This window comes from uncultured Williamsia sp. (assembly GCF_947494875.1).
In the GTDB taxonomy this organism is placed as follows: Bacteria; Actinomycetota; Actinomycetes; order Mycobacteriales; family Mycobacteriaceae; genus Williamsia_A.
Map to the genome: position 1 here is coordinate 16,847 of NZ_CANLWM010000009.1, position 26,999 is coordinate 43,845.

24 protein-coding genes are annotated in these 26,999 nt (G+C 69.6%); 7 read left to right on the top strand and 17 right to left on the bottom strand.

Annotated elements, in window-relative coordinates; translation table 11 throughout:
* Positions 1-32: 32 nt before the first annotated feature.
* The 5 genes from pheS to infC form a co-directional block, all read right to left on the bottom strand.
* Positions 33-1,082 (bottom strand): phenylalanine--tRNA ligase subunit alpha, encoded by a 1,050-nt coding sequence (gene pheS / locus Q1A98_RS19620; RefSeq protein WP_299576605.1) that lies wholly within the window; start codon positions 1,080-1,082, stop codon positions 33-35.
* A 101-nt stretch (positions 1,083-1,183) separates the two neighbouring features.
* Entirely contained in the window at positions 1,184-2,005 is an 822-nt protein-coding gene (locus Q1A98_RS19625; protein WP_299576607.1) for an RNA methyltransferase, read from the bottom strand.
* A 35-nt stretch (positions 2,006-2,040) separates the two neighbouring features.
* A complete protein-coding gene (rplT, locus tag Q1A98_RS19630) occupies positions 2,041-2,421 on the bottom strand; it encodes a 50S ribosomal protein L20 (RefSeq protein WP_299576609.1) in 381 nt (126 codons plus the stop codon).
* A gap of 65 nt (positions 2,422-2,486) precedes the next feature.
* Positions 2,487-2,681 (bottom strand): 50S ribosomal protein L35, encoded by a 195-nt coding sequence (gene rpmI / locus Q1A98_RS19635; RefSeq protein ID WP_299576611.1) that lies wholly within the window; start codon positions 2,679-2,681, stop codon positions 2,487-2,489.
* Between the two features lie 47 nt (positions 2,682-2,728).
* Entirely contained in the window at positions 2,729-3,295 is a 567-nt protein-coding gene (gene infC, locus Q1A98_RS19640; RefSeq protein WP_299577038.1) for a translation initiation factor IF-3, read from the bottom strand.
* A gap of 346 nt (positions 3,296-3,641) precedes the next feature.
* On the opposite strand from infC, the gene Q1A98_RS19645 reads away from it, so the two are divergent.
* The gene (locus Q1A98_RS19645; protein ID WP_299576613.1) at positions 3,642-3,983 is read left to right on the top strand and encodes a DUF1844 domain-containing protein; all 342 of its coding nucleotides are present in this window, start codon (positions 3,642-3,644) and stop codon (positions 3,981-3,983) included.
* Between the two features lie 13 nt (positions 3,984-3,996).
* Here the strand turns inward: Q1A98_RS19645 and uvrA are convergent, their stop codons facing one another.
* Positions 3,997-6,969 carry an excinuclease ABC subunit UvrA gene (uvrA, locus tag Q1A98_RS19650; protein ID WP_299576615.1) on the bottom strand — a complete coding sequence of 991 codons (2,973 nt, stop codon included), beginning with the start codon at positions 6,967-6,969 and terminating at the stop codon, positions 3,997-3,999.
* A 145-nt stretch (positions 6,970-7,114) separates the two neighbouring features.
* On the opposite strand from uvrA, the gene Q1A98_RS19655 reads away from it, so the two are divergent.
* From Q1A98_RS19655 to Q1A98_RS19665, 3 genes are all read left to right on the top strand, one after another.
* Complete coding sequence (locus tag Q1A98_RS19655) at positions 7,115-7,798, top strand: MBL fold metallo-hydrolase (protein ID WP_299576617.1); 684 nt, start codon at positions 7,115-7,117, stop codon at positions 7,796-7,798.
* A 146-nt stretch (positions 7,799-7,944) separates the two neighbouring features.
* Entirely contained in the window at positions 7,945-9,102 is a 1,158-nt protein-coding gene (locus tag Q1A98_RS19660) for a DoxX family membrane protein (protein WP_299576619.1), read from the top strand.
* Between the two features lie 140 nt (positions 9,103-9,242).
* Positions 9,243-11,495, top strand: coding sequence for an ATP-binding domain-containing protein (locus Q1A98_RS19665; protein ID WP_299576621.1), 2,253 nt, complete (start codon positions 9,243-9,245; stop codon positions 11,493-11,495).
* A gap of 47 nt (positions 11,496-11,542) precedes the next feature.
* Here Q1A98_RS19665 and Q1A98_RS19670 read toward each other — a convergent pair whose 3' ends face one another.
* Together Q1A98_RS19670 and uvrB are read right to left on the bottom strand one after the other, a co-directional pair.
* Positions 11,543-11,995, bottom strand: coding sequence for a universal stress protein (locus tag Q1A98_RS19670; RefSeq protein ID WP_299576623.1), 453 nt, complete (start codon positions 11,993-11,995; stop codon positions 11,543-11,545).
* A gap of 141 nt (positions 11,996-12,136) precedes the next feature.
* The gene (gene uvrB, locus Q1A98_RS19675; RefSeq protein WP_299576625.1) at positions 12,137-14,293 is read right to left on the bottom strand and encodes an excinuclease ABC subunit UvrB; all 2,157 of its coding nucleotides are present in this window, start codon (positions 14,291-14,293) and stop codon (positions 12,137-12,139) included.
* A 78-nt stretch (positions 14,294-14,371) separates the two neighbouring features.
* Between uvrB and Q1A98_RS19680 the strand changes: the two genes are divergently transcribed.
* A complete protein-coding gene (locus Q1A98_RS19680) occupies positions 14,372-14,905 on the top strand; it encodes a DUF402 domain-containing protein (protein WP_299576627.1) in 534 nt (177 codons plus the stop codon).
* 8 nt (positions 14,906-14,913) lie between these two features.
* Here the strand turns inward: Q1A98_RS19680 and coaE are convergent, their stop codons facing one another.
* From coaE to rpsA, 3 genes are all read right to left on the bottom strand, one after another.
* Entirely contained in the window at positions 14,914-15,819 is a 906-nt protein-coding gene (gene coaE / locus Q1A98_RS19685) for a dephospho-CoA kinase (RefSeq protein ID WP_299576629.1), read from the bottom strand.
* A 38-nt stretch (positions 15,820-15,857) separates the two neighbouring features.
* Positions 15,858-17,099, bottom strand: a complete 1,242-nt coding sequence (locus tag Q1A98_RS19690; protein WP_299577040.1) for an MCE family protein — start codon at positions 17,097-17,099, stop codon at positions 15,858-15,860.
* Positions 17,100-17,273: 174 nt separating this feature from the next.
* The gene (gene rpsA / locus Q1A98_RS19695; RefSeq protein ID WP_299576631.1) at positions 17,274-18,752 is read right to left on the bottom strand and encodes a 30S ribosomal protein S1; all 1,479 of its coding nucleotides are present in this window, start codon (positions 18,750-18,752) and stop codon (positions 17,274-17,276) included.
* A 215-nt stretch (positions 18,753-18,967) separates the two neighbouring features.
* Between rpsA and Q1A98_RS19700 the strand changes: the two genes are divergently transcribed.
* Positions 18,968-19,783 carry a class I SAM-dependent methyltransferase gene (locus tag Q1A98_RS19700; RefSeq protein ID WP_299576633.1) on the top strand — a complete coding sequence of 272 codons (816 nt, stop codon included), beginning with the start codon at positions 18,968-18,970 and terminating at the stop codon, positions 19,781-19,783.
* 13 nt (positions 19,784-19,796) lie between these two features.
* Here Q1A98_RS19700 and Q1A98_RS19705 read toward each other — a convergent pair whose 3' ends face one another.
* The 5 genes from Q1A98_RS19705 to Q1A98_RS19725 form a co-directional block, all read right to left on the bottom strand.
* Entirely contained in the window at positions 19,797-20,558 is a 762-nt protein-coding gene (locus Q1A98_RS19705) for a helix-turn-helix transcriptional regulator (protein ID WP_299576635.1), read from the bottom strand.
* Positions 20,555-20,890, bottom strand: coding sequence for a hypothetical protein (locus Q1A98_RS19710; protein WP_299576637.1), 336 nt, complete (start codon positions 20,888-20,890; stop codon positions 20,555-20,557). Before Q1A98_RS19710 ends, Q1A98_RS19705 begins: the two co-directional genes overlap by 4 nt.
* A 74-nt stretch (positions 20,891-20,964) precedes the next feature.
* Positions 20,965-21,717, bottom strand: a complete 753-nt coding sequence (locus tag Q1A98_RS19715; RefSeq protein ID WP_299577041.1) for an amino acid ABC transporter ATP-binding protein — start codon at positions 21,715-21,717, stop codon at positions 20,965-20,967.
* Between the two features lie 8 nt (positions 21,718-21,725).
* Positions 21,726-22,685 carry an amino acid ABC transporter permease gene (locus Q1A98_RS19720; protein WP_299576639.1) on the bottom strand — a complete coding sequence of 320 codons (960 nt, stop codon included), beginning with the start codon at positions 22,683-22,685 and terminating at the stop codon, positions 21,726-21,728.
* 4 nt (positions 22,686-22,689) lie between these two features.
* Entirely contained in the window at positions 22,690-23,544 is an 855-nt protein-coding gene (locus Q1A98_RS19725; protein ID WP_299577043.1) for an ABC transporter substrate-binding protein, read from the bottom strand.
* Positions 23,545-23,714: 170 nt separating this feature from the next.
* Between Q1A98_RS19725 and Q1A98_RS19730 the strand changes: the two genes are divergently transcribed.
* The gene (locus Q1A98_RS19730; RefSeq protein ID WP_299576641.1) at positions 23,715-24,242 is read left to right on the top strand and encodes a 2'-5' RNA ligase family protein; all 528 of its coding nucleotides are present in this window, start codon (positions 23,715-23,717) and stop codon (positions 24,240-24,242) included.
* Here Q1A98_RS19730 and polA read toward each other — a convergent pair whose 3' ends face one another.
* Positions 24,243-26,999 (bottom strand): DNA polymerase I, encoded by a 2,757-nt coding sequence (gene polA, locus Q1A98_RS19735; RefSeq protein WP_299576643.1) that lies wholly within the window; start codon positions 26,997-26,999, stop codon positions 24,243-24,245.

Genomic DNA, 26,999 nt, shown 5'->3' on the forward strand with positions numbered 1-26,999 from the left:
CGGGGTTCTGCGAGAGGGGGTCTGACGCCGCGTCAGACGGCGGGACCGAAGGGCAGCGTGAACCGCACGTCGCCCTCGACCATGTCCCGCATGTCGGACAGGTCGTTGCGGAACTGCAGGGTCCGCTCGAGACCCATGCCGAACGCGAAGCCGGAGTACACCTCCGGGTCGATCCCGCTCGCGCGGAGCACCGCCGGGTTGACCATCCCGCAACCGCCCCACTCGACCCAGCCGGCGCCGCCCTTCTTGGCCGGGAACCACACGTCGACCTCGGCCGACGGTTCGGTGAACGGGAAGTAGTTCGGGCGCATCCGGGTGGTGGTGTCGGGGCCGAAGATCGCCTTGGCCAGGATCTCCAGCGTCCCGCGCAGGTTCGCCATGGTCAGGCCCTTGTCGACGGCGAGTCCCTCGACCTGGTGGAACACCGGTGTGTGGGTGGCGTCGAGCTCGTCGGTGCGGAAGGTGCGGCCGGGGCAGGCCACGTAGATCGGCACGTCGCGCTCCAGCATGGTGCGGACCTGCACCGGGGAGGTGTGGGTCCGCAGCACCTGCCGGGACCCTTCCGGCGCGATGTAGAAGGTGTCCTGCATGGAGCGCGCCGGGTGGTCCGGGAGGAAGTTGAGCGCGTCGAAGTTGAACTGCTCGGTCTCGACCTCGGGGCCCTCGGCGATCTCCCACCCCATGCCGACGAAGACGTCGGCGACCTGCTCGGCGATCACCGTGACCGGGTGGCGGGCACCGAGGGGGCGCCGTGCGGTGGGCAGCGTGACGTCGATCGACTCGGCGACCAGCACGGCGGCGTCGCGTTCGGCGACCAGCTCGTCGCGTCGTGCGTCGTGCGCGGCCTGCGCCCGCGACCGTGCCGCGTTCACCGCCTTGCCCGCCGACGACCGCTGCTCCTTGGGCAGGTCGCCGAGACGGCGGCGCGCGAGTGCGATCGGTGATCGGTCCCCGAGGTGCTCGGTCTTGGCCTCTGCCAGCGCGCTCAGGTCACGGGCCGCGGCGAAGGCCGCCTCGGCGGCCTCGGCCGCCGGGCCGAGGTCGAGTCCGTCGACATCCGGGCTGGTCTGGTCGGTGGTCACGACGGGGCGGGCTCCTCGGGGGTCGGACGGGATCGGCGGGACTCGCCGGGTCTTGAGCCTATCGGATGGAGGCCAGGGGGTTTTCGGCGCCGCAGCGCAGGTCAGGACACCTGCGCGGCCCGCACCCGGGCACTGACGTACAGGCACATCGCCGCGGCGGCCGCGATGTTCAGGCTCTCGGCCCGGCCGCGGATGGGGATGGACACGCGGTGGTCGGCGGCCCGCGCCACCTCGGGCGTCAGTCCGTGGGCCTCGTTGCCGAAGAGCCAGGCGACGCGGGCGGCGAGCGGACCGTCTGCGCCCGCGGCGTCGAGATCGTCGAGGGAGAGCTCGCCGTCGGCGGCCGTGGCGAGGACTGTGTACCCGGCGTCCCGCAGTCGTGCGAGCGCGGCGGGGACGTCGCGATCGCGGGCGACCGGGAGATGGAACACCGAGCCGGCACTGGCCCGCACGCACTTGCCGTTGTGGACGTCGACGGCGTCACCTGCCAGGAGCACGCCGGCGCATCCGGTGGCGTCCGCGGTGCGGATCAGTGTGCCCGCGTTGCCGGGGTCGGCGAGGTCGACCGCCACGACCACGGCTCCGTCACGCCCCGACGTGACGATCGCGTCCAGGTCGGTGTCGAGGGTGGCGCACTCGGCGAAGAGTCCGGGCGTCGTGGTGGTCTCGGCCAGCTTGTCCGCCGCGCGAGCCGTGACGACGGCGATCTCGACCCCGGCGGCGCTGGCGTCGTCGAGGACTGCCGCGAACGACGTCACGTCGTGCTCGCGGACGAGGACGGTCCGCACCGCTCCGACGGCGAGCGCGGCGATCACCGCGTTCGCGCCCTCGACGAGGAACGCTCCGCGGTCCCGCCGCTGTGCCGCGCGATGCAGCTTCGACAACGAGACGACCCGTGTGGAGCGCTCGGTGAGCGCGTCCATCACGGGTCGTCCGGTCGCGTGCGGTGTGGTCGGCGTCAGGCCGCGGGGGCGTTGACGTCGGCCGGGAGAGCCTTGCGGGCGACGTCCACGAGGCCGGTGAAGGCCTCGGGATCGCTGACGGCGATCTCGGCGAGGATCTTGCGGTCCACCTCGAGGCCGGCGATCTTCAGGCCCTGGATGAAGCGGTTGTAGGTGATGTCGTTCGCGCGGGCCGCGGCGTTGATGCGCGCGATCCACAGCTTGCGGAACTCACCCTTGCGGGCGCGACGGTCGCGGTAGGCGTACGTCAGCGAGTGGAGCTGCTGCTCCTTGGCCTTGCGGTAGAGCCGCGACCGCTGGCCGCGGTAGCCCTTGGATGCCTCCAGCGTCGACCGACGCTTCTTCTGGGCGTTGACCGCCCTTTTCACGCGTGCCACGTGCGTACCTCGTTACTTCTCGGCCGACCGCAGCGCGGTCGGGTCGGGGTTGGTGAGCGCGGGGCTCAGATGTTCAGCAGGCGCTTGATGCGCGGGGCATCGACCTCGGCGACGACGGTGGTGCCGTCGAGCCGGCGGGTGCGCTTGGTCGGCTTGTGCTCCAGCAGGTGGCGGCGGTTCGCCTTCTGCCGCTGGATCTTGCCGGTGCCCGAGACCTTGAAACGCTTCGCGGTCCCCTTGTGGGTCTTCGCCTTCGGCATGATGTTTCCTCGAGTTCTTCCGGTGGTGCTTGTCTGGTGCTCGTGCGCTAGTGCGCCTGCGGCCCGGCGTCGCGGGCCTCAGCGACCTTCGCGCGCGTCTTCGCGCCCTTGTGGGGGGCGAGCACCATGGTCATGTTGCGCCCGTCCTGCTTGGCGGACGTCTCGACGAACCCGTACTCCCCCACGTCCGCGCCGAGTCGCTGCAGCAACCGGTAGCCGAGCTCCGGTCGCGACTGCTCACGCCCGCGGAACATGATGGTGACCTTGACCTTCGAGCCCGCCTCCAGGAACCGGATGACGTGACCCTTCTTGGTCTCGTAGTCGTGGTCGTCGATCTTCGGTCGGAGCTTCTGCTCCTTGATGACCGTCATCTGCTGATTACGACGTGACTCACGCTGCTTCTGCGCGGCCTCGTACTTGAACTTGCCGTAATCCATGATCTTGCAGACCGGCGGACGGGCGTCGGGCGCCACCTCCACCAGGTCGAGATCGGCCTCGATGGCCAATCGCAAGGCATCTTCAACACGCACGATGCCCACCTGCTCCGAGTTGGGCCCGACGAGTCGGACCTCCGGGACGCGGATGCGCTCGTTGATGCGGGTCTCTGTGCTGATGGGGCCTCCTCGTTAGTACTTCGATGGTGCGGGACGGCGCCGGCGGACCGGAACCTCCCACGTCGTGCGACGCGTTGCTCGTCGAACACCCTCAGCCAGCGAAAAAGCCCCGTCCGATCGGCGATCGGCGGGGCCCACACTGACCGGTCGGCAGCGTCGAGAGGGTCCGCAGGACCCACGCACGTGCCACCTCCAACGGGAGGCACCACATCGGTATTCCCTGGTGGGAGGCGATGCGGTGACCGGACCGTACGACTGCGGCTGAGCCGTGTCGGACGGTGGGAGCGGGCTCCACTTGCAAACCCCGGCTCTCGCCGGGGCGGTCTGACGTGGAAGTCTAACAGCCATGTCCCAGAATCCCGATTCCGAGGATGTCCGGGAGCTCGCGGAGATCCCGGCCGTCGAGGTCGTCACCCGGTCGATCGTCATGATCATGAGCGCGGCGGCGGAGAAGCTCGGCCTGGCCGATGATCCCGGCGCGGGCGACCGCGTCGACCTGGACGAGGCCCGCAAGCTCATCACGGCACTCGCCGGTCTGGTGACCGCCGCCCTGCCCGACCTCGGACTGCACGCCGCACCGATCCGCGACGGCCTCAAGAGCCTGCAGCTCGCCTTCCGCGAGGCGAGCGCCGTCCCCGACGAGCCCGGTCACGGCCCGGGCGAGAAGTACACCGGCCCGGTCCGCTGACCTCGACCAACCGTCAGGCAGAGGCGCGGGCCCGTGACCGGGGGCTCGCCGCGCCGTTCTTCGAGGCGCTCTTCTGGGCCTTGGCCGGTGTCGCCGTGGCGGCCTTCTTCCGACGAGCCGCCGGCTTCTCCGGGGTGAGGATCTCCCGCAGAAAGCCCCCGGTGTGGCTCTCCGCCACGCCGGCGACCTGCTCGGGTGTGCCCTCCGCGACGACGGTGCCGCCGCCGGAACCGCCCTCGGGTCCCATGTCGATGATCCAGTCCGCGGTCTTGATGACGTCGAGGTTGTGCTCGATGACGATCACGGAGTTGCCCTTGTCGACCAGTCCGTTGATGACGTCGAGCAGCTTGCGGATGTCCTCGAAGTGCAGACCCGTGGTCGGTTCGTCGAGGACGTAGACCGTGCGGCCGGTCGAGCGCTTCTGCAACTCCGAGGCCAGCTTGACGCGCTGCGCCTCACCGCCGGACAGGGTCGGGGCCGGCTGTCCGAGGCGGACGTAACCGAGGCCGACCTCGTCGAGCGTCTTGAGGTAGCGGTGGATCGAGGTGACCGGCTCGAAGAAGTCGGCGGCCTCCTCGATGGGCATGTCGAGCACCTCGGCGATCGTCTTGCCCTTGTAGTGCACCTCGAGGGTCTCGCGGTTGTAGCGCGCACCGTGGCACACCTCGCACGGGACGTAGACGTCCGGCAGGAAGTTCATCTCGATCTTGATGGTGCCCTCGCCGGTGCACGCCTCGCAGCGACCGCCCTTGACGTTGAAGCTGAACCGACCCGGCTGGTAGCCGCGGACCTTGGCCTCCGTGGTCGCGGCGAACAGGGTCCGGATCTTGTCGAACACGCCGGTGTAGGTCGCCGGGTTCGACCGCGGGGTGCGGCCGATCGGCGACTGGTCGACCTGGACGAGCTTGTCGAGGTGGTCGAGGCCGGTGATGCGGGTGTGCCGGCCCGGCACCTGCCGCGCGCCGTTGAGCTTGTTGGCGAGCGTGGTGGCGAGGATGTCGTTGACGAGCGTCGACTTGCCGGACCCCGAGACCCCGGTGACCGCGGTGAGGACGCCCAGCGGGAACGCCACGTCGATGCCACCGAGGTTGTGCTCACGCGCACCGATCACCTTCAGCTGTCGCTTGGTGTCGATGGCGCGGCGTCGCGTCGGGATGGGAAGCGACTCGCGCCCCGAGAGGTAGGCACCGGTCAGGGACTCGGTGTTGGCCAGCAGGTCGTCGTAGTGGCCGCTGTGGACGACCTTGCCCCCGTGTTCACCCGCCCGCGGTCCGATGTCGACGATCCAGTCGGCGGCGCGGATGGTGTCCTCGTCGTGCTCGACGACGATCAGCGTGTTGCCCAGGTCCCGCAGGCGGGTCAACGTGTCGATGAGGCGCCGGTTGTCGCGCTGGTGCAGCCCGATCGACGGCTCGTCGAGGACGTAGAGCACCCCGGCGAGGCCGGATCCGATCTGCGTCGCCAGACGGATGCGCTGCGCCTCGCCACCCGACAGCGACCCCGCGGCCCGGGACAGCGACAGGTACTCCAGACCCACGTCAAGGAGGAACCGGATCCGGGCCTGGACCTCCTTGAGGACGCGGCCTGCGATGGCCTGCTCCCGCGCGCCGAGGGTCAGGTCGGTGAGGAAGTCGGCGCAGTCGGCCACCGACAGCGCACAGACGTCGGCGATGGACTTCGTGCCGAACCGCGGGTGGTCGAGGGTGACGGCGAGGATCTCCGGCCGCAGGCGTGCACCCGAGCAGACCGGGCACGGGACGTCGCGCATGTACCCCTCGTACCGGTCCTTCATCTGTTCGGACTCGGTCTGCTCCATGCGCCGGTGCAGGAACTTCATCACCCCCTCGAACTCGGTGTAGTACGAGCGGGTCCGGCCGTACCGGTTGCGGAACCGGACGTGCACCTGGTGGTCGCTGCCGTTGAGCAGCGCGCGGCGGGCCTTGACGGGCAACCGGTTCCACGGTGTGTGGACGTCGAAGCCCATCTGCTCGGCGAGGCCGGACATGAGCCGCAGGAAGTAGTCGGCGTTGTGGCCGGTCGACCACGGCGCGATCGCACCCTCGGCCAGGGTCATCTCCGGGTCGGGGACGACGAGCTCCTCGTCGACCTCTTTCCGGATGCCCAGGCCGTCGCACTCCGGGCAGGCGCCGTAGGGCGAGTTGAAGGAGAACGACCGCGGCTCGAGGTCGTCGATGGCGATGGGATGGCCGTTGGGGCAGGCCATCCGCTCGGAGAACCGCCGCTCGCGCTCGGGATCGGACTCGTCGAGGTCGACGAAGTCGAGCACGACGATCCCGTCGGCCAGACGCAGCCCGGTCTCGATGGAGTCGGTGAGACGCTGCTTGGCCGAGGCCTTCACGACGAGACGGTCGACGACGACCTCGATGTCGTGCTTCTCCTGCTTCTTCAGCGTCGGCGGTTCGGTCAGCGGATGCACGACGCCGTCGACACGGACACGTGAGAACCCCTGCGTCTGCAGCGAGGCGAACAAGTCGACGAACTCGCCCTTGCGGGTGCGCACCACGGGCGCGAGCACCTGGAAGCGGGTCCCCTCGGTCATCTCGAGGACCTGGTCCACGATCTGCTGCGGCGTCTGCTTGGCGATCGCGGCGCCGCACTCCGGGCAGTGCGCGGTGCCGGCGCGGGCGTAGAGCAGCCGGAGGTAGTCGTAGACCTCGGTGATCGTGCCCACCGTCGACCGCGGGTTCCGGTTCGTCGACTTCTGGTCGATCGACACCGCCGGCGAGAGGCCCTCGATGAAGTCGACGTCGGGCTTGTCCATCTGACCGAGGAACTGGCGCGCGTAGGCCGAGAGCGACTCGACGTAGCGACGCTGCCCCTCGGCGAAGATGGTGTCGAACGCGAGGCTGGACTTCCCCGACCCGGACAGGCCCGTGAAGACGATCAGGCTGTCGCGAGGGAGGTCGACGTCGATGCCGCGGAGGTTGTGCTCTCGAGCTCCCCGCACGATCAGACGGTCTGCCACTGGTTGATCCCCTGCTTTCGTGTGCGTGACTCGTGGATACACGGCCCTGGATCACTGTATGTGCCGCCACCGACACCGCGCGTGGCGGCGGGATCGGCCCGACAACAGCCCGTCGCACGGATCACACCGACGGTAGGTTGACCACATGACCGCTGCTCAGGTGCCCCTGTCCGACGACTACACCGGCGACGTGAGCGACCAGTCGGGTGCGCACCGGCTGACCGAGCCGTCGGCGACGATCACGAAGATGTCGGTCGGCCCGATGGACAACAACGTCTACCTGGTCACGTGTTCCCGCACCGGAGACCAGCTGCTGATCGACGCCGCGAACGACGCGGACCGCATCCTGGGTCTCCTCGAGGCGGTCCCGGGCCGGCTCACCACCATCCTCACCACGCATCAGCACTTCGACCACTGGCAGGCGTTGGCCGCCGTCGCGGCCGCGACGAGGGCCCCGACCGCCGCGGGCCGGATCGACGCGCCGGAGATCCCGGTGGCGGCGGACCGTCTGATCGACGACGGGGACGTCGTCGAGGTCGGCGACCTGCGGTTGACGGCGATCCACCTCGTCGGCCACACCCCGGGGTCCATCGCTCTCGCTCTCGAGGTCGACGGCACCACCCACCTGTTCACCGGCGACTGCCTGTTCCCCGGCGGCGTCGGGAAGACCTGGGAGCCAGGCGATTTCGAGCGCCTACTGGACGACGTGACCACCAAGGTCTTCGACCGTTACGGCGACGAGACCAACGTCCACCCCGGTCACGGTCTGGACACGACCTTGGGCGCCGAACGGCCCCACCTGGGTGAATGGCGCGAACGCGGCTGGTGAGGCGTGTCGGGACCCCTCCTGCGGGGGGTCGCTGCCGGTAACGTCGTGCTCGCCCTGCCGTTGCCCGAGTCATCCGGGTCTCCGGCGTGTGACTGTCCGTTGCCCGAGGAGGCCCATCAGTGTTGATCCGCCGAATTGCCCGACCGATGCTCGCGAGTGTGTTCATCGCGTCCGGTGTCACCGCTCTGCGAAACCCGCAGCCGTTCGCCGAGACCGCGCGGCCGTTCGTGAAGAAGTCCCAGGACACCCTGCCGGACGACATCACCGACCCGCTGCCCGACGACACCGAGAGCCTGGTGCGGATCAACGCGGCGGTCCAGGTCGGCGGCGGCGTCCTGCTGGCCACCGGCAAGATCCCCCGCATCGCTGCGCTCGCCCTCGCGGGGTCCTTGGTGCCGACGACGTTGGCCGGGCACGACTTCTGGAACGAGGAGGACGCCGAGGCGCGCAACGCCCAGCTCATCCACTTCCTCAAGAACATCAGCCTTCTCGGCGGCCTGCTGATCACCGCCGTCGACACCGAGGGCAAGCCGTCCGTCGCGTACCGCGGCCGCAAGGCCGTCGAGCACGCTTCCGACGCGGTCACCTCGGCGATCCCGTTCGTCGGTGACGACGACGACCGCTTCGACCACCTGAAGTCGATCGCCGCGGACCGGGCGGGTCACCTCGCCGAGGTCGCCCGCGACAAGGCGCCCGTCGTCGCCGAGGCCGCCAAGGAGCGGGCCGTCCCGCTGGCCGAGGCCGCCCGGGATCGCGCGATCCCGCTCGCGGAGGCCGCGAAGGAGAAGGCCACCCCCATCGCGGAGTCCGCCGCCGAGCGTGGGGCGGAGCTGGGCCGCAAGGCCGCCAAGGCCGCCCGCAAGCGCGCCGAGGAGGCCTCCAAGGAGGCGTCCAAGCGCGCCGAGGATCTCGCGAAGCAGGCCTCGAAGGAGCGCGACAAGCTCGCGAAGAAAGCGTCGAAGGAGAGCGACAAGCTGGCCAAGAAGGCCCGCAAGCGTGGTTCCGAGTTCGCTGACGACCTGCTGGACACGGCCAAGGACCGCGGCTCCGACCTCGCCGACCGCGCCCGCGACCGCGGTGCGGACCTGCTGGACACGGCCAAGGACCGCGGCTCCGATCTCGCCGATCGCGCCCGCGACCGTGGTTCCGACCTGGCCGACTCCGCCCGCGACCGTGGACCCGATCTGGTGCAGCAGGCGCGCGCCCGCGCCGAGGCGCTCGCCGCCCAGGCGCAGGACGAAGGCGTGGTGCTGAGCCGTCGCGCCCGCAAGCGTCTCGAGAAGGCCGCATCCGACCTGCGGTGACACCGTTGCCGCTCCCCCGGTCCCCACGGGCACGCCGTCCGTCGGGGCCGGGGGTCGGCAGGCGCGGCGGTATCCTCGACTCCCCGTGACCCACACCGACATCCGCGGATCCACCGATCTCCACGCATGAGTTCCACCAGATGACCCAGACCACGCCCGACGCCACCACGGTGGAGCAGGCGCACCTCGACCACGTCTACGCACGGCTCGACCGGATGCGCGCGGCCACCAACCGTCGCCTGCGCACCGCGCTCACCGAGACCGACGGCACGCCGCAGTCGCAGTCCGAACGCGAGTCCTACGAACGGATGTACTCCGAGGACCTCACCAAGTTCGACGCGGCGGAACACAACCTCTACTTCGGGCGGCTGGACCTCGAGGACGACGAGGTGCGCCGCATCGGCCGGATCGGCATCCTCGACGACGACGCCGAGGACACCACGCTTCTCCTCGACTGGCGCGCCCCGCTCGCGCGGCCCTTCTACCTGGCGACTCCCGCCGCACCGGAGTCCGTCGCGGTCCGTCGGCACATCCGCACCCGCAACCGACGGGTGGTCGCGGTCAACGACGAACGGCTCGACGCCGGCGATCTCGACGCGAGCACCCGCGGTGACGTCGTGAACGAGGCCGCCCTCATCGGCGCGCTCACCGCGGCACGCACCGGTGAGATGACCGACATCGTCGAGACGATCCAGCGCGAGCAGGACGAGATCATCCGCTCGTCCCATCGCGGTGTCACCGTCGTGCAGGGCGGACCGGGCACCGGCAAGACCGCCGTCGCGCTGCACCGCGCCGCCTATCTGCTGTACACGCACCGGGATGTGTTGTCGCGCAGTGGCGTTCTCGTCGTCGGACCCAACGACGACTTCCTCCGCTACATCGGACAGGTGCTCCCCAGCCTCGGCGAGACCGGCGTCCTGCTCGCCACGATCGGCGACATGTACCCCGGTGTCCGGGCGGTCGGCCACGATGCTCCCGACGCCGCCGCGTGCAAGGGCGCGCTCGACATCGTCGACGTGCTGCGTGAAGCCGTGCGCGACCGCCAGCCCCTACCACCGGAGACGATCACCGTCCGGTTCGACGGATACCCGCTGCACATCGACCGCGAGATCGTGAAGCGGGCGCGAGGCCGCGCCCGGTCGACCCGCCGCCCGCACAACCGCGCGAGGTCGGTGTTCGTCCGCGCCGCACTCGACGGTCTCGCCGACCAGCACGCCTCGCGCATCGGGTCGTCGATCGTCGACGGTAGCCAGTTGCTGAGTTCCGGTGACATCGCCGACATCCGGGACGAGATGGAGCACGACGACGCGATCCGCGCCGCCCTCGACGGCCTGTGGCCGCATCTGACCCCCGAGGTCGTCCTCGACGAACTCCTGCACGACGCCGACCGCCTGCGGGCCGCGACGCGCGGCACCGATGCCACGCTGCGGGACACCCTGCTGCGGCCGCCCGCGACGCGGGGACGGTTCACCATCGACGACGTTCCCCTGCTCGACGAGCTCGCCGAGATCATCGGCTACGACACCGGCGAGGACGAGCGCGAGGAACAGGCCCGGTACCGCCAACGGCTCGCGGAGGCGCAGGAAGCCCTCGACATCCTGACCGGTTCGGCGCCACAGGATCTCGAGGACGAGCTCGACCCCGAGATCCTCATGGCCTACGACCTCATCGACGCCGAACAGCTCGCCGCGCGGCAGACGCGTCGCACCTCGCTGACGACCGCTGAACGCGCACAGACCGACCGCACGTGGGCGTTCGGACACGTCATCGTCGACGAGGCGCAGGAGCTGTCGCCGATGGGGTGGCGGATGATCATGCGTCGCATCCCGAACCGGTGGATGACCGTGATCGGCGACACGGCGCAGACCGGCGCGCCGGCGGGCACACGGTCATGGGGTGCGGTGCTCGAACCTTATGTCGCACAACGCTGGCGACGGCACGAGTTGACGGTGAACTACCGCACGCCGGCCGAGATCATGGAGCTCGCCGCGCGGGTGCTCGCCGCGATCGACCCCGCGGCCCGGGCTCCGCGGTCCATCCGCCGGGCCGGGACGGCCCCGCTGATCCGACAGGTCGACAGCGGCCGCCGGGCGGCCTGCGCCGTCGACGCCGCCCGGATGGACGGCGCGGAGGGCATCAGCGCCGTCGTCGTCCCCGACGCGCTCGTCGCCGAGGTGAGCGACGCGGTCGGCGACGTCGAGACGCGCGTGCTGAGCGTCGCGGACTGCAAGGGCCTGGAGTTCGATCGGACCGTCGTCGTGGAACCGGCGATGATCGTCGAGCAGTCTGCGCGGGGTCTGAACGATCTCTATGTGGCGCTGACCCGGGCGACCCAGCGACTGACCGTCGTCCACGCCGACCCTCTGCCCGCGTTCCTCGCCACAGACGACTGAGCGTGGGTGGCTGTGCCACCCACGCTCGGTCGAGATGTCTTCGTGTGTCAGACCGTGTGGACGATCAGCACGTCGCACGCGGACTTGCGGGCGACGTCGGCCGGGACCGAGCCGAGCAGACGCCCAGCGATCGAGTTCAGGCCCTTGTTGCCGACCACCAGCAGGTCGGCCTTGGTGTCACCGACGAGCTGCAGCAGAGCGTCGACGGGTGCGCCCTTCACCGGGCGGGTGTTCACGTTGGCCGTCGCGGCTCCGGCCTTCACTGCGCGCTCGCGCGCGGTGCGGAGGATCTCCTCCGTGGGCGAACTCCCGCGCACCTGGTACGACTCGTCCTTGAGGACGTCGGACATGGTGTTGACGTCCTTGCTCTCGTGCGGGAAGAAGGCGCACGCGATGACGAGCTTCGCCGAGTCGCCGGCGATCGCACCGGCCCGCTCGACGGCCTTCATCGACGACTCGGAGCCGTCGGTGCCGACGACAACCGTGGTGTACGCGCTCATCCATTCCTCCGTCTGATCAACGATGACCGATCGCTCGTGTGTGCCCGCAGATCGAACACACGCTCGGACCGGACAATAGTGGCACGATCCTGGGTTTGTCCCGGCGTTCGTGGTGATCGACACACCGGCCCCACGAAGGTGTCAGCGAATACCCGCGGCGTCCATCCCGCGCAGTTCCTTCTTCAGATCGGCGATCTCGTCGCGGAGTCGACCGGCCAGCTCGAACTGCAGATCGCGCGCCGCCGACATCATCTGGTCCGTCAGCGAGGCGATGAGATCGGCCAGTTCCGCCCGCGGCATCGACGAGACGTCGCGCTTCTCGATGACACCGGCACTGCTCCCCGACCGTCCCGGCTCGCCCTGCGCGCGGCGACCCCGGCTCGCGTTCCTGCCGGAACCACCGATGTCGACGCTGTCCTCGGCCTCCTTGTAGACCTGGTCGAGGATGTCGGCGATCTTCTTGCGCAGGGGCTGGGGGTCGACGCCGGCCGCCTTGTTGTAGGCGATCTGCTTCTCACGCCGCCGCTCGGTCTCGTCGATGGCGTTGCGCATGGAGTCGGTGATCTTGTCCGCGTACATGTGCACCTCGCCGGAGACGTTGCGGGCCGCGCGCCCGATCGTCTGGATGAGGCTCGTGGTGCTGCGCAGGAACCCCTCCTTGTCGGCGTCGAGGATCGCGACCAACGACACCTCAGGCAGGTCGAGGCCCTCGCGGAGGAGGTTGATGCCGACGAGGACGTCGTAGTCGCCCGAGCGCAGCTGGCGCAGCAGCTCGACACGGCGCAACGTGTCGACCTCGGAGTGCAGGTACCGCACCCGGATCCCCATCTCCAGCAGGTAGTCGGTGAGGTCCTCGGCCATCTTCTTCGTCAGCGTCGTCACCAGGACGCGCTCGTCCCGCTCCGACCGCGTGGTGATCTCGTGCACGAGGTCGTCGATCTGACCCTTGGTCGGCTTCACGACCACCTGCGGGTCGACGAGCCCGGTCGGCCGGATGACCTGCTCGACGAACTCCCCGCCGGACTGGCCGAGCTCGTAGGGCCCGGGTGTCGCGGACAGGTACACCGTCTGACCGATGCGGTCGACGAACTCGTCCCATGTCAGGGGCCGGTTGTCGACGGCCGACGGCAGGCGGAAGCCGTACTCGACGAGGTTCCGCTTCCGGGACATGTCGCCCTCGTACATCCCGCCGATCTGCGGCACGGTCACGTGCGACTCGTCGATGACGAGGAGGAAGTCGTCCGGGAAGTAGTCGATCAGCGTGGCCGGCGCGGTCCCGGGACCACGCCCGTCGATGTGGCGCGAGTAGTTCTCGATGCCCGAGCAGAAGCCGACCTGACGCATCATCTCCAGGTCGTAGCTGGTGCGCATCCGCAGTCGCTGCGCCTCGAGCAGCTTGCCCGCTCGCTCGAGTTCCGCGAGACGCTGCTCGAGTTCGGCCTCGATCGACTCCATCGCCTTGTGCATCCGCTCGGGGCCGGCGACGTAGTGCGTCGCCGGGAAGATGCGCAGCGAGTCGACCTTGCGGATCACGTCACCGGTGAGCGGGTGCAGGTAGTACAGCGCCTCCACCTCGTCGCCGAAGAACTCGATGCGCACCGCGAGTTCCTCGTAGGACGGGATGATCTCGACCGTGTCCCCGCGGACCCGGAAGCTGCCTCGGGTGAAACTCAGGTCGTTGCGGGTGTACTGCACGTCCACGAGGAGCCGCAGCAGCGCGTCCCGGTCGACCTGGAGGCCGACCTCCAGCTCGACCGAGCGGTCGAGGTAGGACTGCGGGGTGCCGAGACCGTAGATGCACGACACGGACGCGACCACGACGACGTCGCGCCGGGAGAGCAGGCTCGAGGTGGCCGAGTGGCGCAACCGCTCGACGTCGTCGTTGATCGACGAGTCCTTCTCGATGTAGGTGTCGGTCTGCGCGATGTACGCCTCGGGTTGGTAGTAGTCGTAGTACGAGACGAAGTACTCGACGGCGTTGTTCGGCAGCATGTCGCGCAGCTCGTTGGCGAGCTGCGCCGCCAGGGTCTTGTTCGGCGCCATCACCAGCGTGGGGCGCTGCACCTTCTCGATCAGCCACGCCGTGGTGGCCGACTTGCCGGTGCCGGTCGCGCCCAGCAGGACGACGTCCTTCTCCCCTGCCCGCAGTCGCCGTTCGAGCTCGGTGATGGCCGTCGGCTGGTCGCCCGCGGGCTGGTGTTCGCTGACGACCTCGAAGATCGCCTCGGACCGTTCGATGTCCCCGACCGGCCGGAACTCGGAGTGGGCGACGATCGGGTGCTCTGCCGCGAATGCCATGCATCCAGCGTAGGCGCGGGGTCCGACATGTGCGGTCCACCCTGCGCGGACGTCGGTCGGGGGCGATAGGGTCCGCCGATGGACGGCGCCGCGCCCCCGAGCACCCACGCCCCGAAGCGGGAGGTGTTCGACGTGCCGGCGCGGACGAACACCGACAACAAGGGGTTCGTGCGTCCGGTGCTCGTGTACGAGGAGACCCCGTTCGGGCTCTACATGTCCCGCACCGCGGACCATCCCCGCTTCGACCACCTCGAGTCCTGGCTCCTGCCCGGTCTCGGGCTGCGGGCCAGCATCTTCCACTTCGTGGACGGCCATCGGACCGGCCAACGGCTCTACCTCGACGTCGGAGGCTTCACCGGCCCCGACGACCTCGGCCGGTGGCACTCGGTGGACTGGTACCTCGATCTCGTCGACGTACCCGGTCGGCCCCTGGAGCTGCTCGACGTCGACGAACTGCTGGACGCGCATCGGCGGGGACATCTCGACCTGGCCGACGCGACCGCGGCGGTACAGATCGCGACGTCCACCCTCGCGGGCGTCGCGGCTACCGCCCACGACGTGGACCGGTGGTTCGCCGAGCAGGGGTGCCCGCTGCGCTGGCGGGACGACTGACCCCGGGGTCAGTCGGCGGCGACGACGCGGACGGTGACCGGACGCCCGGGGTCCGCGCAGCCGTGCACCTGCCCGTCGCCGTCGACGCGGGGGAAGCCGGCCTCGGTCAACGGGTTCACGAGTCCGGCGGCGGACTCGTCGTCGGCGACCGTCACACGGATGACGATGCCCTCGCCCGACGTGTCTCGGTCGACGCTGCGCGCCCGGTCGCCCGTGACCGCGCGGAGCCGGTTCACGGTGCGGTCGGCGATGCCGTCGGCCTCGGGACCCGACGGCACGGGACCGGACGGGGTGGCCGCGACGCCGGCCCGGACGTTCGCCTCGAACGGGACCAGCCGCTCGTCCCACAGCGTCCCCGCGGCGTCCGCGACGGCGTCCGGTGACCCGGAGTTGTCGAGCCAGACGTCGGCCACCGCGCGACGCCGGCCGTCGTCGGCCTGGGCGCGGATGCGCGCCGCGGCGTCGTCGGCGGGCATGCCGCGCTGATCGGTCAGCCGCTGCAGCCGTGTCTGCTCGTCGGCCCACACGATCACCACCAGGTGGAAGTGCGGGGCCATCCCGCCCTCGACGAGCAACGGGATGTCCTGCACCAGGATCGCGTCGTGGGGGGCGGCCTGCATCAGCTCCCAGGTGCGCGCACCGACACGGGGGTGGGTGATGGCGTTCAGTCGCTGACGACTGTCCTCGTCGACGAACGCCTTGGCGGCCAGCGCGGCACGGTCGAGTGCGCCGTCGGGGCCGAGGATGTCCTGCCCGAACTCCGCGACGAGCTCGTCGAGGCCCTCGGTGCCCGGGGCCACGACCTCCCGCGCGATCACGTCCGCGTCGATGAGGTACGCACCGCGGTGCGAGAAGGCCCTCGCCACGGTCGATTTGCCCGCCCCGATGCCACCCGTCAGCCCGACTCTGATCACACGGTCAGTGTGTCAGACGTCGCCCGGCGGCCACCGCCTCAGCGCGGTGCCACCCCGAGCAGGTACGACAGCTGGGTGACGAGAGGGTTCAGGTCCAGCTTGTCGGGGTCCTTCTTCGGCGTGCCGTCCCAGGGCTGTCGCACGCCGGGATCGGCGTATACCGCGTTCTGCGCCCCGCGCACGTCGGTGGGATTCCCCTGCGCGACAGCGCACCGCGCGTCGGTGTTGAACGGGAAGTCGTCGTAGTCGATGTCGAAGTCCGGGTTCTTCCGCTTCTCCTCGGCGATGATCTGCTGCGTCTTCTCGTAGCCGAGGGTGCACGACGGCGGATTGTTGGTCTCCAGCGTCGCACCGAAGTGGATGGTGCCGTCGCCGGGCGCCGTGGAGTACGCACCGCCGGACAGTCCCGGCAGCATCGCCAGCAGTGGTGACACGCCGTAGAAGGTGCCGTGGACGTTCCGGACGTCCGTGCCGAGGTCGCGCAGCGCCGTCGTGATGTCGCCGCCGGATCGTTCGAGCAGCGCCGACAGCTGGGTGGCCGACGTCTGGCCCGTGGTGAGGAGTCGACGCAGGTCGGGATCGCTCGACGCGAGCTGGGCGGTGACGAGACCCAGATCGCGCGACCAGTCGAGGATGGCGTCGGACTGCGCCGCCTGGGTCGTCAAGACGGTGTCGGAGTTGCGGATCAGCGAGATCGTCTGCGGGAGGTTGTCGTTGCCCGACTTCGACAGGTTCGCCAACGAGTCGACCAGCGTGCGCAGGTTCTCGCCGTTGCCGTCGAATGCCTTGCCGAGCTCGGTGATCACGGTCCGCAGGTCGTCCAGCGGCACCGACTGCGTGAAGTCCACCGCGGACGAGAGCACGTCCTGCACCGGCACCGGGATGGAGGTGGCCGTGATGACCGATCCGTCGGACAGGGACGGACCGTCGACGGCCGCCGGCCGCAGGTCGACGTACTGCTCACCGATCGCCGACCGGTTCGCGACGACGGCCTGCGCCGAGGCGGGGATGCGCGGCCCGCCGGTGTCGAGCGCCAGGTCGACGCGGACGCCGTCCGGGCGCAGCGTCAGTGCGCCCACACGGCCCACCGGCACACCTTGGTAGGTGACCTCGGCGTTGGTGAAGATGCCGCCGGAATCGGCGAAATCGGCGTGCACGGTGTAGATCCCGGCGCCGACGAGGTGGTCGAGCTTGACGTAGCGGATGCCGACGAGAGACCCGAAAGCGATGGCGACGACGAGGATTCCCACCAACTGCCAGATCTGCAGTCGCGAGACCATGTTCACGGGGGAACACTCTCAGGTGACAACGTTCATTGGCAAGGTCTGCGCGACCGAACCGGCTCCACTGGTGCCACGACTCCCTCACACCGCGGGGCGGTCGTGACCCTCGTCACGACAACGGCGCCCCGACCCGTGTGGGTCGGGGCGCCGTCGTGGACGTGCGTGCGCGTGTCAGGCGTTGCCGGACAGCTTTTCCCGCAGTGCGGCGAGCTGCTCGTCGCTGGCGAGCGACCCACCGCGCGGTGCGCTGGTGGAGGAGCTGCTCGTCGAGGCGCCGCCGGTGGCGGCCGTCGACTCCGAGGAGTAGTCGGTGGGGGCGTTGGCCGCCTCCTCCGCCGCCTTGGCGAACTTCTCGATCTGCGCGGTGTGCAGCTTGTGGCGACGCTCCGCCTCGGCGTACCGGGCCTCCCACGCCTCACGCTGCTTCTCGAAGCCCTCGAGCCACTCGTTCGTCTCGGAGTCGAAACCCTCCGGGAAGATGTAGTTGCCCGCGTCGTCGTAGCTGTCGGCCATGCCGTACTTCGAGGGGTCGAACTCCTCGGTGTAGTCCTCGTTGGCCTGCTTGAGGCTCAGCGAGATACGGCGACGCTCGAGGTCGATGTCGATGACCTTCACCATGGCGTCGTCGTTGACCGCGACGACCTGATCCGGCACCTCGACGTGGCGCTCGGCCAGCTCCGAGATGTGCACCAGGCCCTCGATGCCCTCCTCGACGCGGACGAACGCACCGAACGGCACCAGCTTGGTGACCTTGCCCGGGACGATCTGACCGATCGCGTGGGTGCGGGCGAACTGACGCCACGGGTCCTCCTGGGTCGCCTTGAGCGACAGGGAGACACGCTCGCGGTCCAGGTCGACGTCGAGCACCTCGACGGTGACCTCGTCGCCGACGGCCACGACCTCCGAGGGGTGGTCGATGTGCTTCCAGGACAGCTCGGACACGTGCACCAGGCCGTCGACCCCACCGAGGTCGACGAAGGCGCCGAAGTTGACGATCGAGGACACGACGCCCTTGCGGACCTGGCCCTTGGCGAGCTGGTGCAGGAACTCGCTGCGGACCTCGGACTGGGTCTGCTCGAGCCACGCGCGGCGCGACAGGACCACGTTGTTGCGGTTCTTGTCGAGCTCGATGATCTTGGCCTCGATCTCCTTGCCGATGTACGGCTGCAGATCGCGGACGCGGCGCATCTCGACGAGCGACGCGGGCAGGAAGCCGCGGAGTCCGATGTCGAGGATGAGGCCGCCCTTGACGACCTCGATGACGGTGCCCTTGACGGCCTCGTCCTTCTCCTTGAGCTCCTCGATCGTGCCCCAGGCGCGCTCGTACTGAGCGCGCTTCTTGGACAGGATCAACCGGCCCTCTTTGTCCTCCTTGGTGAGGACGAGTGCTTCCACCGCGTCGCCGACCTCGACGACCTCGTTGGGGTCGACGTCGTGCTTGATGGACAGTTCACGGGAGGGGATGACGCCCTCCGTCTTGTACCCGATGTCGAGCAGGACCTCGTCGCGGTCGACCTTGACGATGGTTCCCTCGACGATGTCGCCGTCGTTGAAGTACTTGATCGTGGAGTCGATGGCGGCGAGGAAGTCCTCGGCAGTGCCGATGTCGTTGACGGCAACTTGCGGCGAGGCGATGGTGGAGGACGGCATGTGGTGGGTTGCTCCGGACAAATGGTCGTAGGTGTGTGGATCTCAGGTGGTCTGTGCAACCGGCCGGGCGGATCGGATGTTCCGCAGCCGGCTCGCCCGCGCCGGTCACACAGACCGGTCGGACGAGGGCATGACTACCCACGCGAGCATGGGCACGCGCGGGTCCGAGATTACGCCAGGGCCAGGACGCTGGGCAAACAGGGCTGGAGGGGCCGGTGAGCAGACCCGCACGCGGCGCGACCGCCGACTCGGCGGTCAGCGAGGACGCGAGTCGGCGCTGGTGGGACTCCGACGCGGGGTCGTACGACGCAGAGCACGGGGGCTTCCTGGGTGTGGACTCCCCCGGCGGCGAGTTCGTGTGGTGCCCCGAGGGCCTGCACGAGGGCGATGCGGGCCTCCTGGGCGACGTCGCCGGACGTGACGTCCTCGAGGTGGGGTGCGGGTCGGCGCCGTGCGCTCGCTGGCTGGCGACCCAGGGCGCGCGGGTGGTCGGTCTCGACGTGTCGGAGGCGATGCTCGCCCGGGGTCGTCGCGCGATCGTCGCCGGGACCTCGGACCGTGTCCCGGCGCTCGTCCAGGCCGGCGCGGAACACCTGCCGTTCGCCGACGCCACCTTCGACGTCGTCTGCTCCGCGTTCGGGGCGGTCCCGTTCGTCGCCGACTCGGCGCGGGTGATGGCCGAGGCGGCGCGTGTCCTGCGGCCGGGCGGCCGATGGGTGTTCGCGGTCAACCACCCGGTGCGGTGGATCTTCCCCGACGACCCCGGCCCGCGCGGGCTGACGGTGGCGATCCCCTACTTCGACCGCACGCCGTACGTCGAGGTCGACGAGGACGGACGGGTCGCCTACGTCGAACACCACCGGACCATCGGGGATCGGGTGCGGGAGATCCGGGCCGCGGGTCTGGTCCTCGACGACATCGTCGAACCGGAGTGGCCGGAGTGGCTGGAGCAGGAGTGGGGGCAATGGAGCCCGCTGCGCGGTCAGTACTTCCCCGGCACCGCGATCTTCGTCACCCACCTGCCGGGCTGACCGGACCGACCCGTCACCGACGCGCGAACCACCCGCGGGTCCCGTCGTCGGCGGGGAAGAACAACTCGACGGCCAGTTCGTCGACGGTGATGTCGCCGGCCGTCTCGACCGTCGCGCTCATCGAGAACAGCGCGAGCACCCTCTCCTCGACACGCAGTCGCAGCGTGACCACCGGTTCGGTGGGCGGGGGCGACACGTCCGACGGGTCGTCGAACTCGGCGAGCAGGGCGGCCAGTGCCGGGTCACCGGTCTCGCGGAGGCGACGACGCACCCGCGCCAGCAGATGCGACCGCCACGTCGGCAGGTCGACGATCCGCGGGGCCAGGCCGTCGGGGTGCAGCGTCAGACGGACCACGTCGACGGGTGGCGCGAGGAGGTGCTCGGCACAACCGACGAGGAGCGGGCCGAGGGCATCGTTCGCGACGACCACCTGCCATCGCCGGTCGAGCACGAGCGCCGGGTACGGACGGTGCGCGTCGAGCACGGTGCGCAGCGCGTCTGCGATGGCAGACACCTCGGGGTCGTCGAGGGCGTGCTCGGAGTGGACCGGGGCATGACCCGCCGCGAGCAGAAGGCGGTTCCGCTCGCGCAGCGGGACGTCGAGGTGGTCGGCGAGGCGGAGGACCATCGCCGCCGACGGGCGTGACCGCCCGGTCTCGACCCAGCTGAGGTGCCGCGTCGACACACCGGTCTCCGACGACACGGCCAGCTGACTCAGCCCACGCCGCTCGCGCCAGAACCGCAACTGTTCCCCCACCGGCGCGGTGGCGGTCATCGGTGTCCGCCCTCGGACCGGGTGGTGGCGGGCGGCGGTATCTGGATGATGGACGCCCAGAAGTCGTGCGGCAGTTCGTCTCCCGCCCGCAGCACGTGGCCCAGGCCCACGGCCATCCCGACACCGAGCAGCCCGAGCCACAGTCCTGCGAGGGCGATGGCCGTGACCGCGAGAGCGAACGCCCATGGAGCGTCGGTCAATGCGAGCAGCAGGGGCGCGAACCCGAAGCCGCACCCGACGAACCACGCCGACAGCGTGCGGTCGGCGACCATCACCGGACGCAGCCACCGGGGCAGACTGGCCGGGAGCGGGGTGGCGGGTGTGTGCGTCATGGTGACCTCCTGTGCGGACGACCTCATCGTCGTCGCCGGGAGGTCATCGCGTCGATGACCCCGGAGGTCATGGTCTAGAGGATGCGCGAGAGGAACGCCTTCGTGCGGTCCTCACGGGGCGCGCTGAGCACCTCGCTGGGGATGCCCTCCTCGACGATCCGCCCACCGTCCATGAACACGAGGTGGTCGGCCACCTCTCGGGCGAACCCCATCTCGTGGGTGACGACGACCATCGTCATGCCCTCCGACGCGAGGTTGCGCATCACCTGCAGGACGTCGCCGACGAGTTCGGGGTCGAGCGCGGACGTCGGCTCGTCGAACAGCATGAGCTTGGGGTCCATCGCCAGCGCCCGCGCGATCGCGACACGCTGCTGCTGACCGCCGGAGAGCTGCGCCGGGTACGAGTCCGCCTTGTCGGCGAGGCCGACCTGGCCCAGCAGGTCCTTCGCGCGGGCGACGGCGGTCGAGCGATCGACACCCTTGACGCGGATCGGCGCCTCCACGATGTTCTCCAGCGCCGTCCGGTGGCCGAACAGGTTGAAGTGCTGGAACACCATCCCGATGTCGCGGCGCTGCTTGGCGGCCTGCTTCTCGCTGAGCTCGTACAGCTTCCCGTTCGACTCGCGGTACCCGATCAGCTCGCCGTCGACGTAGAGGCGACCGGCGTTGACCGACTCCAGGTGGTTGATGCACCGCAGGAAGGTCGATTTCCCCGAACCGGACGGCCCGATGACGCAGAGCACCTCGCCCCGCTTCACCTCGAGCGACACCCCGTTGAGCACCCGCATGGACCCGAAGTCCTTGCACACCTGCTCGGCGCGCACCATCGGTGTGGTCACGATCCCCCCGCCCCGGCGCTGCCGTCACGTTGACCTGTCATGGCCTCCATCGCCGCGAGCTGCCGCCCGGTCAGCGCCTTCGTCGCGCCGCGCGCGTAGTACCGCTCGAGGTAGAACTGCCCGACCATCAGGACGCTGGTGATCGCGAGGTACCACGTGGACGCGACCAGCAGCAGCGGGATCGGCTGGAAGATCACGCCGGCGATGTCGGCCTGACGGCCGTACACCTCGAGACTGAACGGCACGGCGGTCACCAGGGTGGTGGTCTTCAGCATGCTGATGACCTCGTTGCCGGTCGGCGGGATGATCACGCGCATGGCCTGCGGGAGCACCGTGCGCCACATCGTCTGCGCCCAGGACATCCCGAGTGCCTTCGAGGCCTCGGTCTGGCCCTCCCCGACCGAGAGGATCCCGGCGCGCACGATCTCGGCCATGTAGGCGGACTCGTTCAGGGCGAGGCCGATCACCGCGAACGTGAACGCGGCGTTGAGGTCCTGTATGTCGAACTCGGCGAAGGTCGTCGAGAACGGGATGCCGAGCTTGATGGTCTTGTAGATCGACGGGAAGAGACCCCAGAACACCAACTGCACGTAGACCGGTGTCCCGCGGAAGATCCACAGGTAGACCCAACTCACGGTGCGCAACACCGGGTTCGGCGTCAGGCGCATGACCGCCAGCAGCGCGCCGAGCACGACGCCGATCACCATGGACAGCACCGTCAGCGCGAGGGTGTACCCGACGCCGGAGAGGATCCGCGTGTCGAAGAGGTACTTGCCGTAGGTCGACCAGCCGTAGGCCGGGTTCGTCGCGGCGCCGTAGACGAACAGCACCACGAGAACCGCGACGATCACGGCGGCGATCCATTGTCCGGGGCGACGGACGGGGATGGCCCTGATGGGGACGGGATCCGACGGTGCGGGCCCGGCGGGGCCCGCACCGGGCGGGGTCACGGACATCCGATCAGCTGGTGGCGCCGTTGATCACGGACTTCGTGATGGCGCCTTCCTGGACACCCCACGAGCCGGCGATCGCCCGGTAGGTCCCGTTGTCGATCAGCGCCTGTACGGCCTTCTGCAGGACCGGTCCCAGCGCGGAGCCCTTCGGAACGGGGTACCCGTAGGGCGCCGAGTCGAAGATCGACCCCGCCTTCTCGATCTTGCCGTTCGACTGCTTGATCGCGTATGCGGTGACCGGGGAGTCCGCCGACATCGCGTCGACGCGACCGAGGACGAGCGCATTCGTCGCGTCGGCCTGGCTGTCGTACTTCTGCTTGACGATCGCGGGCTTGCCGGCCTTGGTGCACGCCTCGCTCTTGGCCGGGATCTCGTCGGTGTCCTGGACCGTGTCGGACTGGACCGCGACGCGCAGGCCGCAGGCGTTGTTCGGGTCCACGGTCTTGCCCGTCGGCTGCGCCCACTGGGTGCCGGCACTGAAGTAGTCGACGAAGTCGACCTGCTGCTGGCGCTCCTTGGAGTCGGTGAACGACGACATGCCCATGTCGTACGTGCCCTGCTGGACTGCGGGGATGATCTTCGCGAAGTCCGATTCCTTGTACTCCGCGCGCACACCGAGGGTCGAGGCGATCGCGTTCACCAGGTCGACGTCGAAGCCGACGATCTTGCCCGAGGAGTCCTTGAACTCGTTGGGCGCGTACGGGACGTTGACGCCCACGACGATGACGCCGGCGTTCTTGATCTTCGCGGGGAGCTGCGCGGCGAGCGCGTCGTTCTTCGCGACGGAGGTCGGCGCGCCCGAGGACGGGGCCGCCCCGGAACCACCGCCCTCGCTGTTCGAGCAGCCGGCGGCCGCGAGCAGTACCACTGCCGCGGCGGCGACCGTGGTCGCGAGTCGTGTCGATCGCACTGATTGATCCCCTTCGGGTCCGGGCGACACGGCGTGTCGTCGCCTCGGTGACAGTAGACGACATGAACGCTGGGCGGCGCTCGGAGTTACCGGGTTTTAACTGAGCCGATCACACTGTCTCCATGGCACATTCCGTCGAACTGCTCCCCGACAGCGACACCGAGCGTCGGATACGCGGCATCTGGGACGGGCTGGCCGACGCGGGTCTGCCCAGTCAGGCGTCGGTGACCGCGGACTCGAACCGACCGCACGTGACGCTCGTCGCGGCCCGGACGATCGACGACTCGACGGACCACGCCCTGCGCGGTCTCGCCGTCGACCGCCTTCCCCTTCCGGTCGAGCTGGGCGCGCCCGTGGTGTTCGGCGGACGCAGCGCGACCGTGGCGATCCTCGTGGTGCCCACCGCCGACCTGCTGTCCGTGCACTCCGCGGTGAGCGAGACGATCGGGGACTCCGCGGTGGACCCGGTGGCGCACAGCGAGCCGGGCGGGTGGACGGCCCACGTCACCGTCGCCCGGCGCGTGCCGTTCGAGCAGCTGGCGGAGGTGCTGCGGGTCGTCATCGACCACCGTGTCGACGGCACGATCCACCTCGACGGGCTCCGGCGCTGGGACTCCGACGCGCGATCGGTGACCGACCTCAGCAGGTGATCAGTGCGCCGCCTCGTCCCAGGAGCGGCCGTAGCCGACCGAGACGTCGAGAGGGACCGACAGCTCGATCGCCCCGCCCATCGTGCGGCGCACGAGATCCTCGAGCTGGTCACGCTCCCCCGGGGCCACCTCGAAGACGAGTTCGTCATGCACCTGCAGCAGCATCCGAGACCGCAGGCCGGTGTCGGCGAGCGAGCGCTGCACGTCGATCATGGCGACCTTGATGATGTCGGCCGCGGTGCCCTGGATCGGTGCGTTCAACGCGGCACGCTCGGCGACGTCGCGGCGCTGCCGGTTGTCGCTGTTGAGGTCGGGCAGGTACCGGCGGCGGCCGAACAGCGTCGAGGTGTACTCGTTGCGGCGCGCCTCCTCGACCGTCTCGTGCAGGTAGTCGCGGACCCCGCCGAAGCGCGAGAAGTACGCGTCCATCTGTTCCTTGGCCTCGGTGGTGCTGATCTTGAGCTGTGCGGCGAGCCCGAACGCGCTGAGTCCGTAGGCCAGTCCGTACGACATCGCCTTAACCCGTCGGCGCATGTCGACGGTGACCTCGTCGATGGGGACTCCGAACGCGCGCGAACCGACGAAGCTGTGCAGGTCCTCGCCGGTGTTGAACGCCTCGATGAGTCCCGCGTCCTCCGACAGGTGCGCCATGATCCGCATCTCGATCTGGCTGTAGTCCGCGGTCATCAGACAGTCGAATGCGTCACCGGACGGATCGGTCCCGACGACGAACCCCTTGCGGATGACGCGGCCCGCCTCCGTGCGCACGGGGATGTTCTGGAGGTTGGGTTCGGTCGACGAGAGCCGCCCGGTCGCGGCGATCGTCTGGTTGAAGGTGGTGTGGATCCGACCGTCGTCCGAGACGGACTTGAGCAGCCCGTCGACGGTGACCTTCAGCCGCGTCGCGTCCCGGTGTTCGAGCAGGTGCTCGAGGAACGGGTGCTGTGTCTTCTCGTACAGGCTCGCGAGGGCGTCCGCATCGGTGGTGTAACCGGTCTTGGTCCGCTTGGTCTTCGGCATCTCGAGCTTCTCGAAGAGGACCGTCTGCAACTGCTTGGGCGACCCGAGGTTGATCTGCTCCCCGATGACCGCGTAGGCGGCGTCGGCGGCGGTGCGGATGCGGTCGGCGAAACCCTGACCGAGGGCCTCGAGGTGCGCGGTGTCGACCGCGATCCCGGCCGCCTCGATCTCGGCGAGCACCATGAGCAGCGGCAGCTCCATCTCGGTGAGCAGCGACAGCGAGTCGATCGTCTGGAGCTCGGCGTCGAGGGTGGCCGCGAGCTCGTGCACCGCCTGCGCGGCGATCATGTGCTGCTCGGCGGCGTGCGCCTCCTCGGCCTCACCGTCGAGGAGGGACATCTGTCCGTCGTCGGGGGCGTCGTCCGACCGCAGCTCGCGCCGCAGGTAGCGCAGGGCCAGGTCGTCGAGATTGAACGATCGCTGGCCCGGGCGCACCAGGTAGGCGGCGAGGGAGGTGTCGCTCGTGACACCGGCCAGCGGCCAGCCCCGACCCCGCAGCGCGTGGAACGCCCATTTCGCCTCGTGGACGGCCTTCGCGACATCGGCGTCGCCGAGCCAGTCCACCAGCGCCGACTCGTCGTCGGGGTCGAGCACGGCGGTGTCGAGCCAGGCGGCGTGCCCGTCCTCGGCGGCCAGCGCGATCCCCTCGGTGTCGGAACCGAACACGCGTTGCGGACCGACCACGCCCAGGGCGGTCCGCCCGGTGCGGGTGTGGTCGTCGAGCCAGGTGCGGACCGAGCCCGGGGCGAGGATCTCGCCGTTGACCTCGAAGCCGGCCTCGGCCTCGGGCTCCACCGAGCTCAGTGTCGAGAACAGCCGGTCCCGCAGCACACGGAACTCGAGGTCGTCGAAGAGCTGGTGGATGCGGTCGCGGTCCCACGGCTTGAGCGCCAGGTCCTCGGGACCCAGCGGCAGGTCGACGTCACGCACGAGCTCGGTGAGCCGACGGTTCATCAGCACCGACGAGAGGTTCTCTCGTAGGGCGTCGCCCACCTTGCCCTTCACCTGATCGACGTCGTGGACGAGCGCCTCCAGCGACCCGTGCTCGCGGATCCACTTCGCGGCGGTCTTCTCCCCCACGCCCGGGATGCCGGGCAGGTTGTCGCTGGGGTCGCCGCGCAGCGCGGCGTAGTCGGGGTACTGCGTCGGCGTGAGGCCGTACTTGGCGTCGACCTCCTCCGGGGTGAACCGGGTGAGGTCGGAGACGCCCTTGCGCGGGTAGAGCACGGTGGTGTGGTCGTCGACGAGTTGCAGGGCGTCGCGGTCGCCGGTGACCGCGAGCACGCGGAACCCCTGTGCACGCGCCTGGGTGGTGAGCGTGGCGATGATGTCGTCGGCCTCGTAGCCCTCGATCGCGAGGACCGGGATGCCCATCGCCGCGAGCACGTCCTTGGTGAGGTCCACCTGACCGGCGAACTCGTCCGGCGACTTCGACCGCTGCGCCTTGTACTCGGAGAACATCTCGGCGCGGAACGTCTTGCGGGACACGTCGAACGCGGCCGCGATGTGCGTCGGCTGCTCGTCGCGCAAGAGGTTGATGAGCATCGAGGTGAACCCGTAGACGGCGTTCGTCGTCTGACCCGAGGCGGTCTTGAAGTTCTCCGCGGGCAGGGCGAAGAACGCCCGGTAGGCCAGCGAGTGCCCGTCGAGCAACATCAGCGTCGGAGCCGAGCCCTTCGCGGACGACGACCCCTTGGCGGGGCCGGTGCGGGTCGCGGACGTCGAGGCGGGAGTCAC

Bases quoted from the DNA above. Each gene is read 5' to 3' on its own strand.
- Q1A98_RS19625 (WP_299576607.1), bottom strand. From the start codon at position 2,005: ATGGACGCGCTCACCGAGCGCTCCACACGGGTCGTCTCGTTGTCGAAG.
- rpmI (WP_299576611.1), bottom strand. From the start codon at position 2,681: ATGCCGAAGGCGAAGACCCACAAGGGGACCGCGAAGCGTTTCAAGGTC.
- Q1A98_RS19645 (WP_299576613.1), top strand. From the start codon at position 3,642: ATGTCCCAGAATCCCGATTCCGAGGATGTCCGGGAGCTCGCGGAGATC.
- Q1A98_RS19655 (WP_299576617.1), top strand. From the start codon at position 7,115: ATGACCGCTGCTCAGGTGCCCCTGTCCGACGACTACACCGGCGACGTG.
- Q1A98_RS19660 (WP_299576619.1), top strand. From the start codon at position 7,945: ATGCTCGCGAGTGTGTTCATCGCGTCCGGTGTCACCGCTCTGCGAAAC.
- Q1A98_RS19665 (WP_299576621.1), top strand. From the start codon at position 9,243: ATGACCCAGACCACGCCCGACGCCACCACGGTGGAGCAGGCGCACCTC.
- Q1A98_RS19670 (WP_299576623.1), bottom strand. From the start codon at position 11,995: ATGAGCGCGTACACCACGGTTGTCGTCGGCACCGACGGCTCCGAGTCG.
- uvrB (WP_299576625.1), bottom strand. From the start codon at position 14,293: ATGGCATTCGCGGCAGAGCACCCGATCGTCGCCCACTCCGAGTTCCGG.
- Q1A98_RS19680 (WP_299576627.1), top strand. From the start codon at position 14,372: ATGGACGGCGCCGCGCCCCCGAGCACCCACGCCCCGAAGCGGGAGGTG.
- Q1A98_RS19690 (WP_299577040.1), bottom strand. From the start codon at position 17,099: ATGGTCTCGCGACTGCAGATCTGGCAGTTGGTGGGAATCCTCGTCGTC.
- rpsA (WP_299576631.1), bottom strand. From the start codon at position 18,752: ATGCCGTCCTCCACCATCGCCTCGCCGCAAGTTGCCGTCAACGACATC.
- Q1A98_RS19705 (WP_299576635.1), bottom strand. From the start codon at position 20,558: ATGACCGCCACCGCGCCGGTGGGGGAACAGTTGCGGTTCTGGCGCGAG.
- Q1A98_RS19710 (WP_299576637.1), bottom strand. From the start codon at position 20,890: ATGACGCACACACCCGCCACCCCGCTCCCGGCCAGTCTGCCCCGGTGG.
- Q1A98_RS19715 (WP_299577041.1), bottom strand. From the start codon at position 21,717: ATGGTGCGCGCCGAGCAGGTGTGCAAGGACTTCGGGTCCATGCGGGTG.
- Q1A98_RS19720 (WP_299576639.1), bottom strand. From the start codon at position 22,685: ATGTCCGTGACCCCGCCCGGTGCGGGCCCCGCCGGGCCCGCACCGTCG.
- Q1A98_RS19730 (WP_299576641.1), top strand. From the start codon at position 23,715: ATGGCACATTCCGTCGAACTGCTCCCCGACAGCGACACCGAGCGTCGG.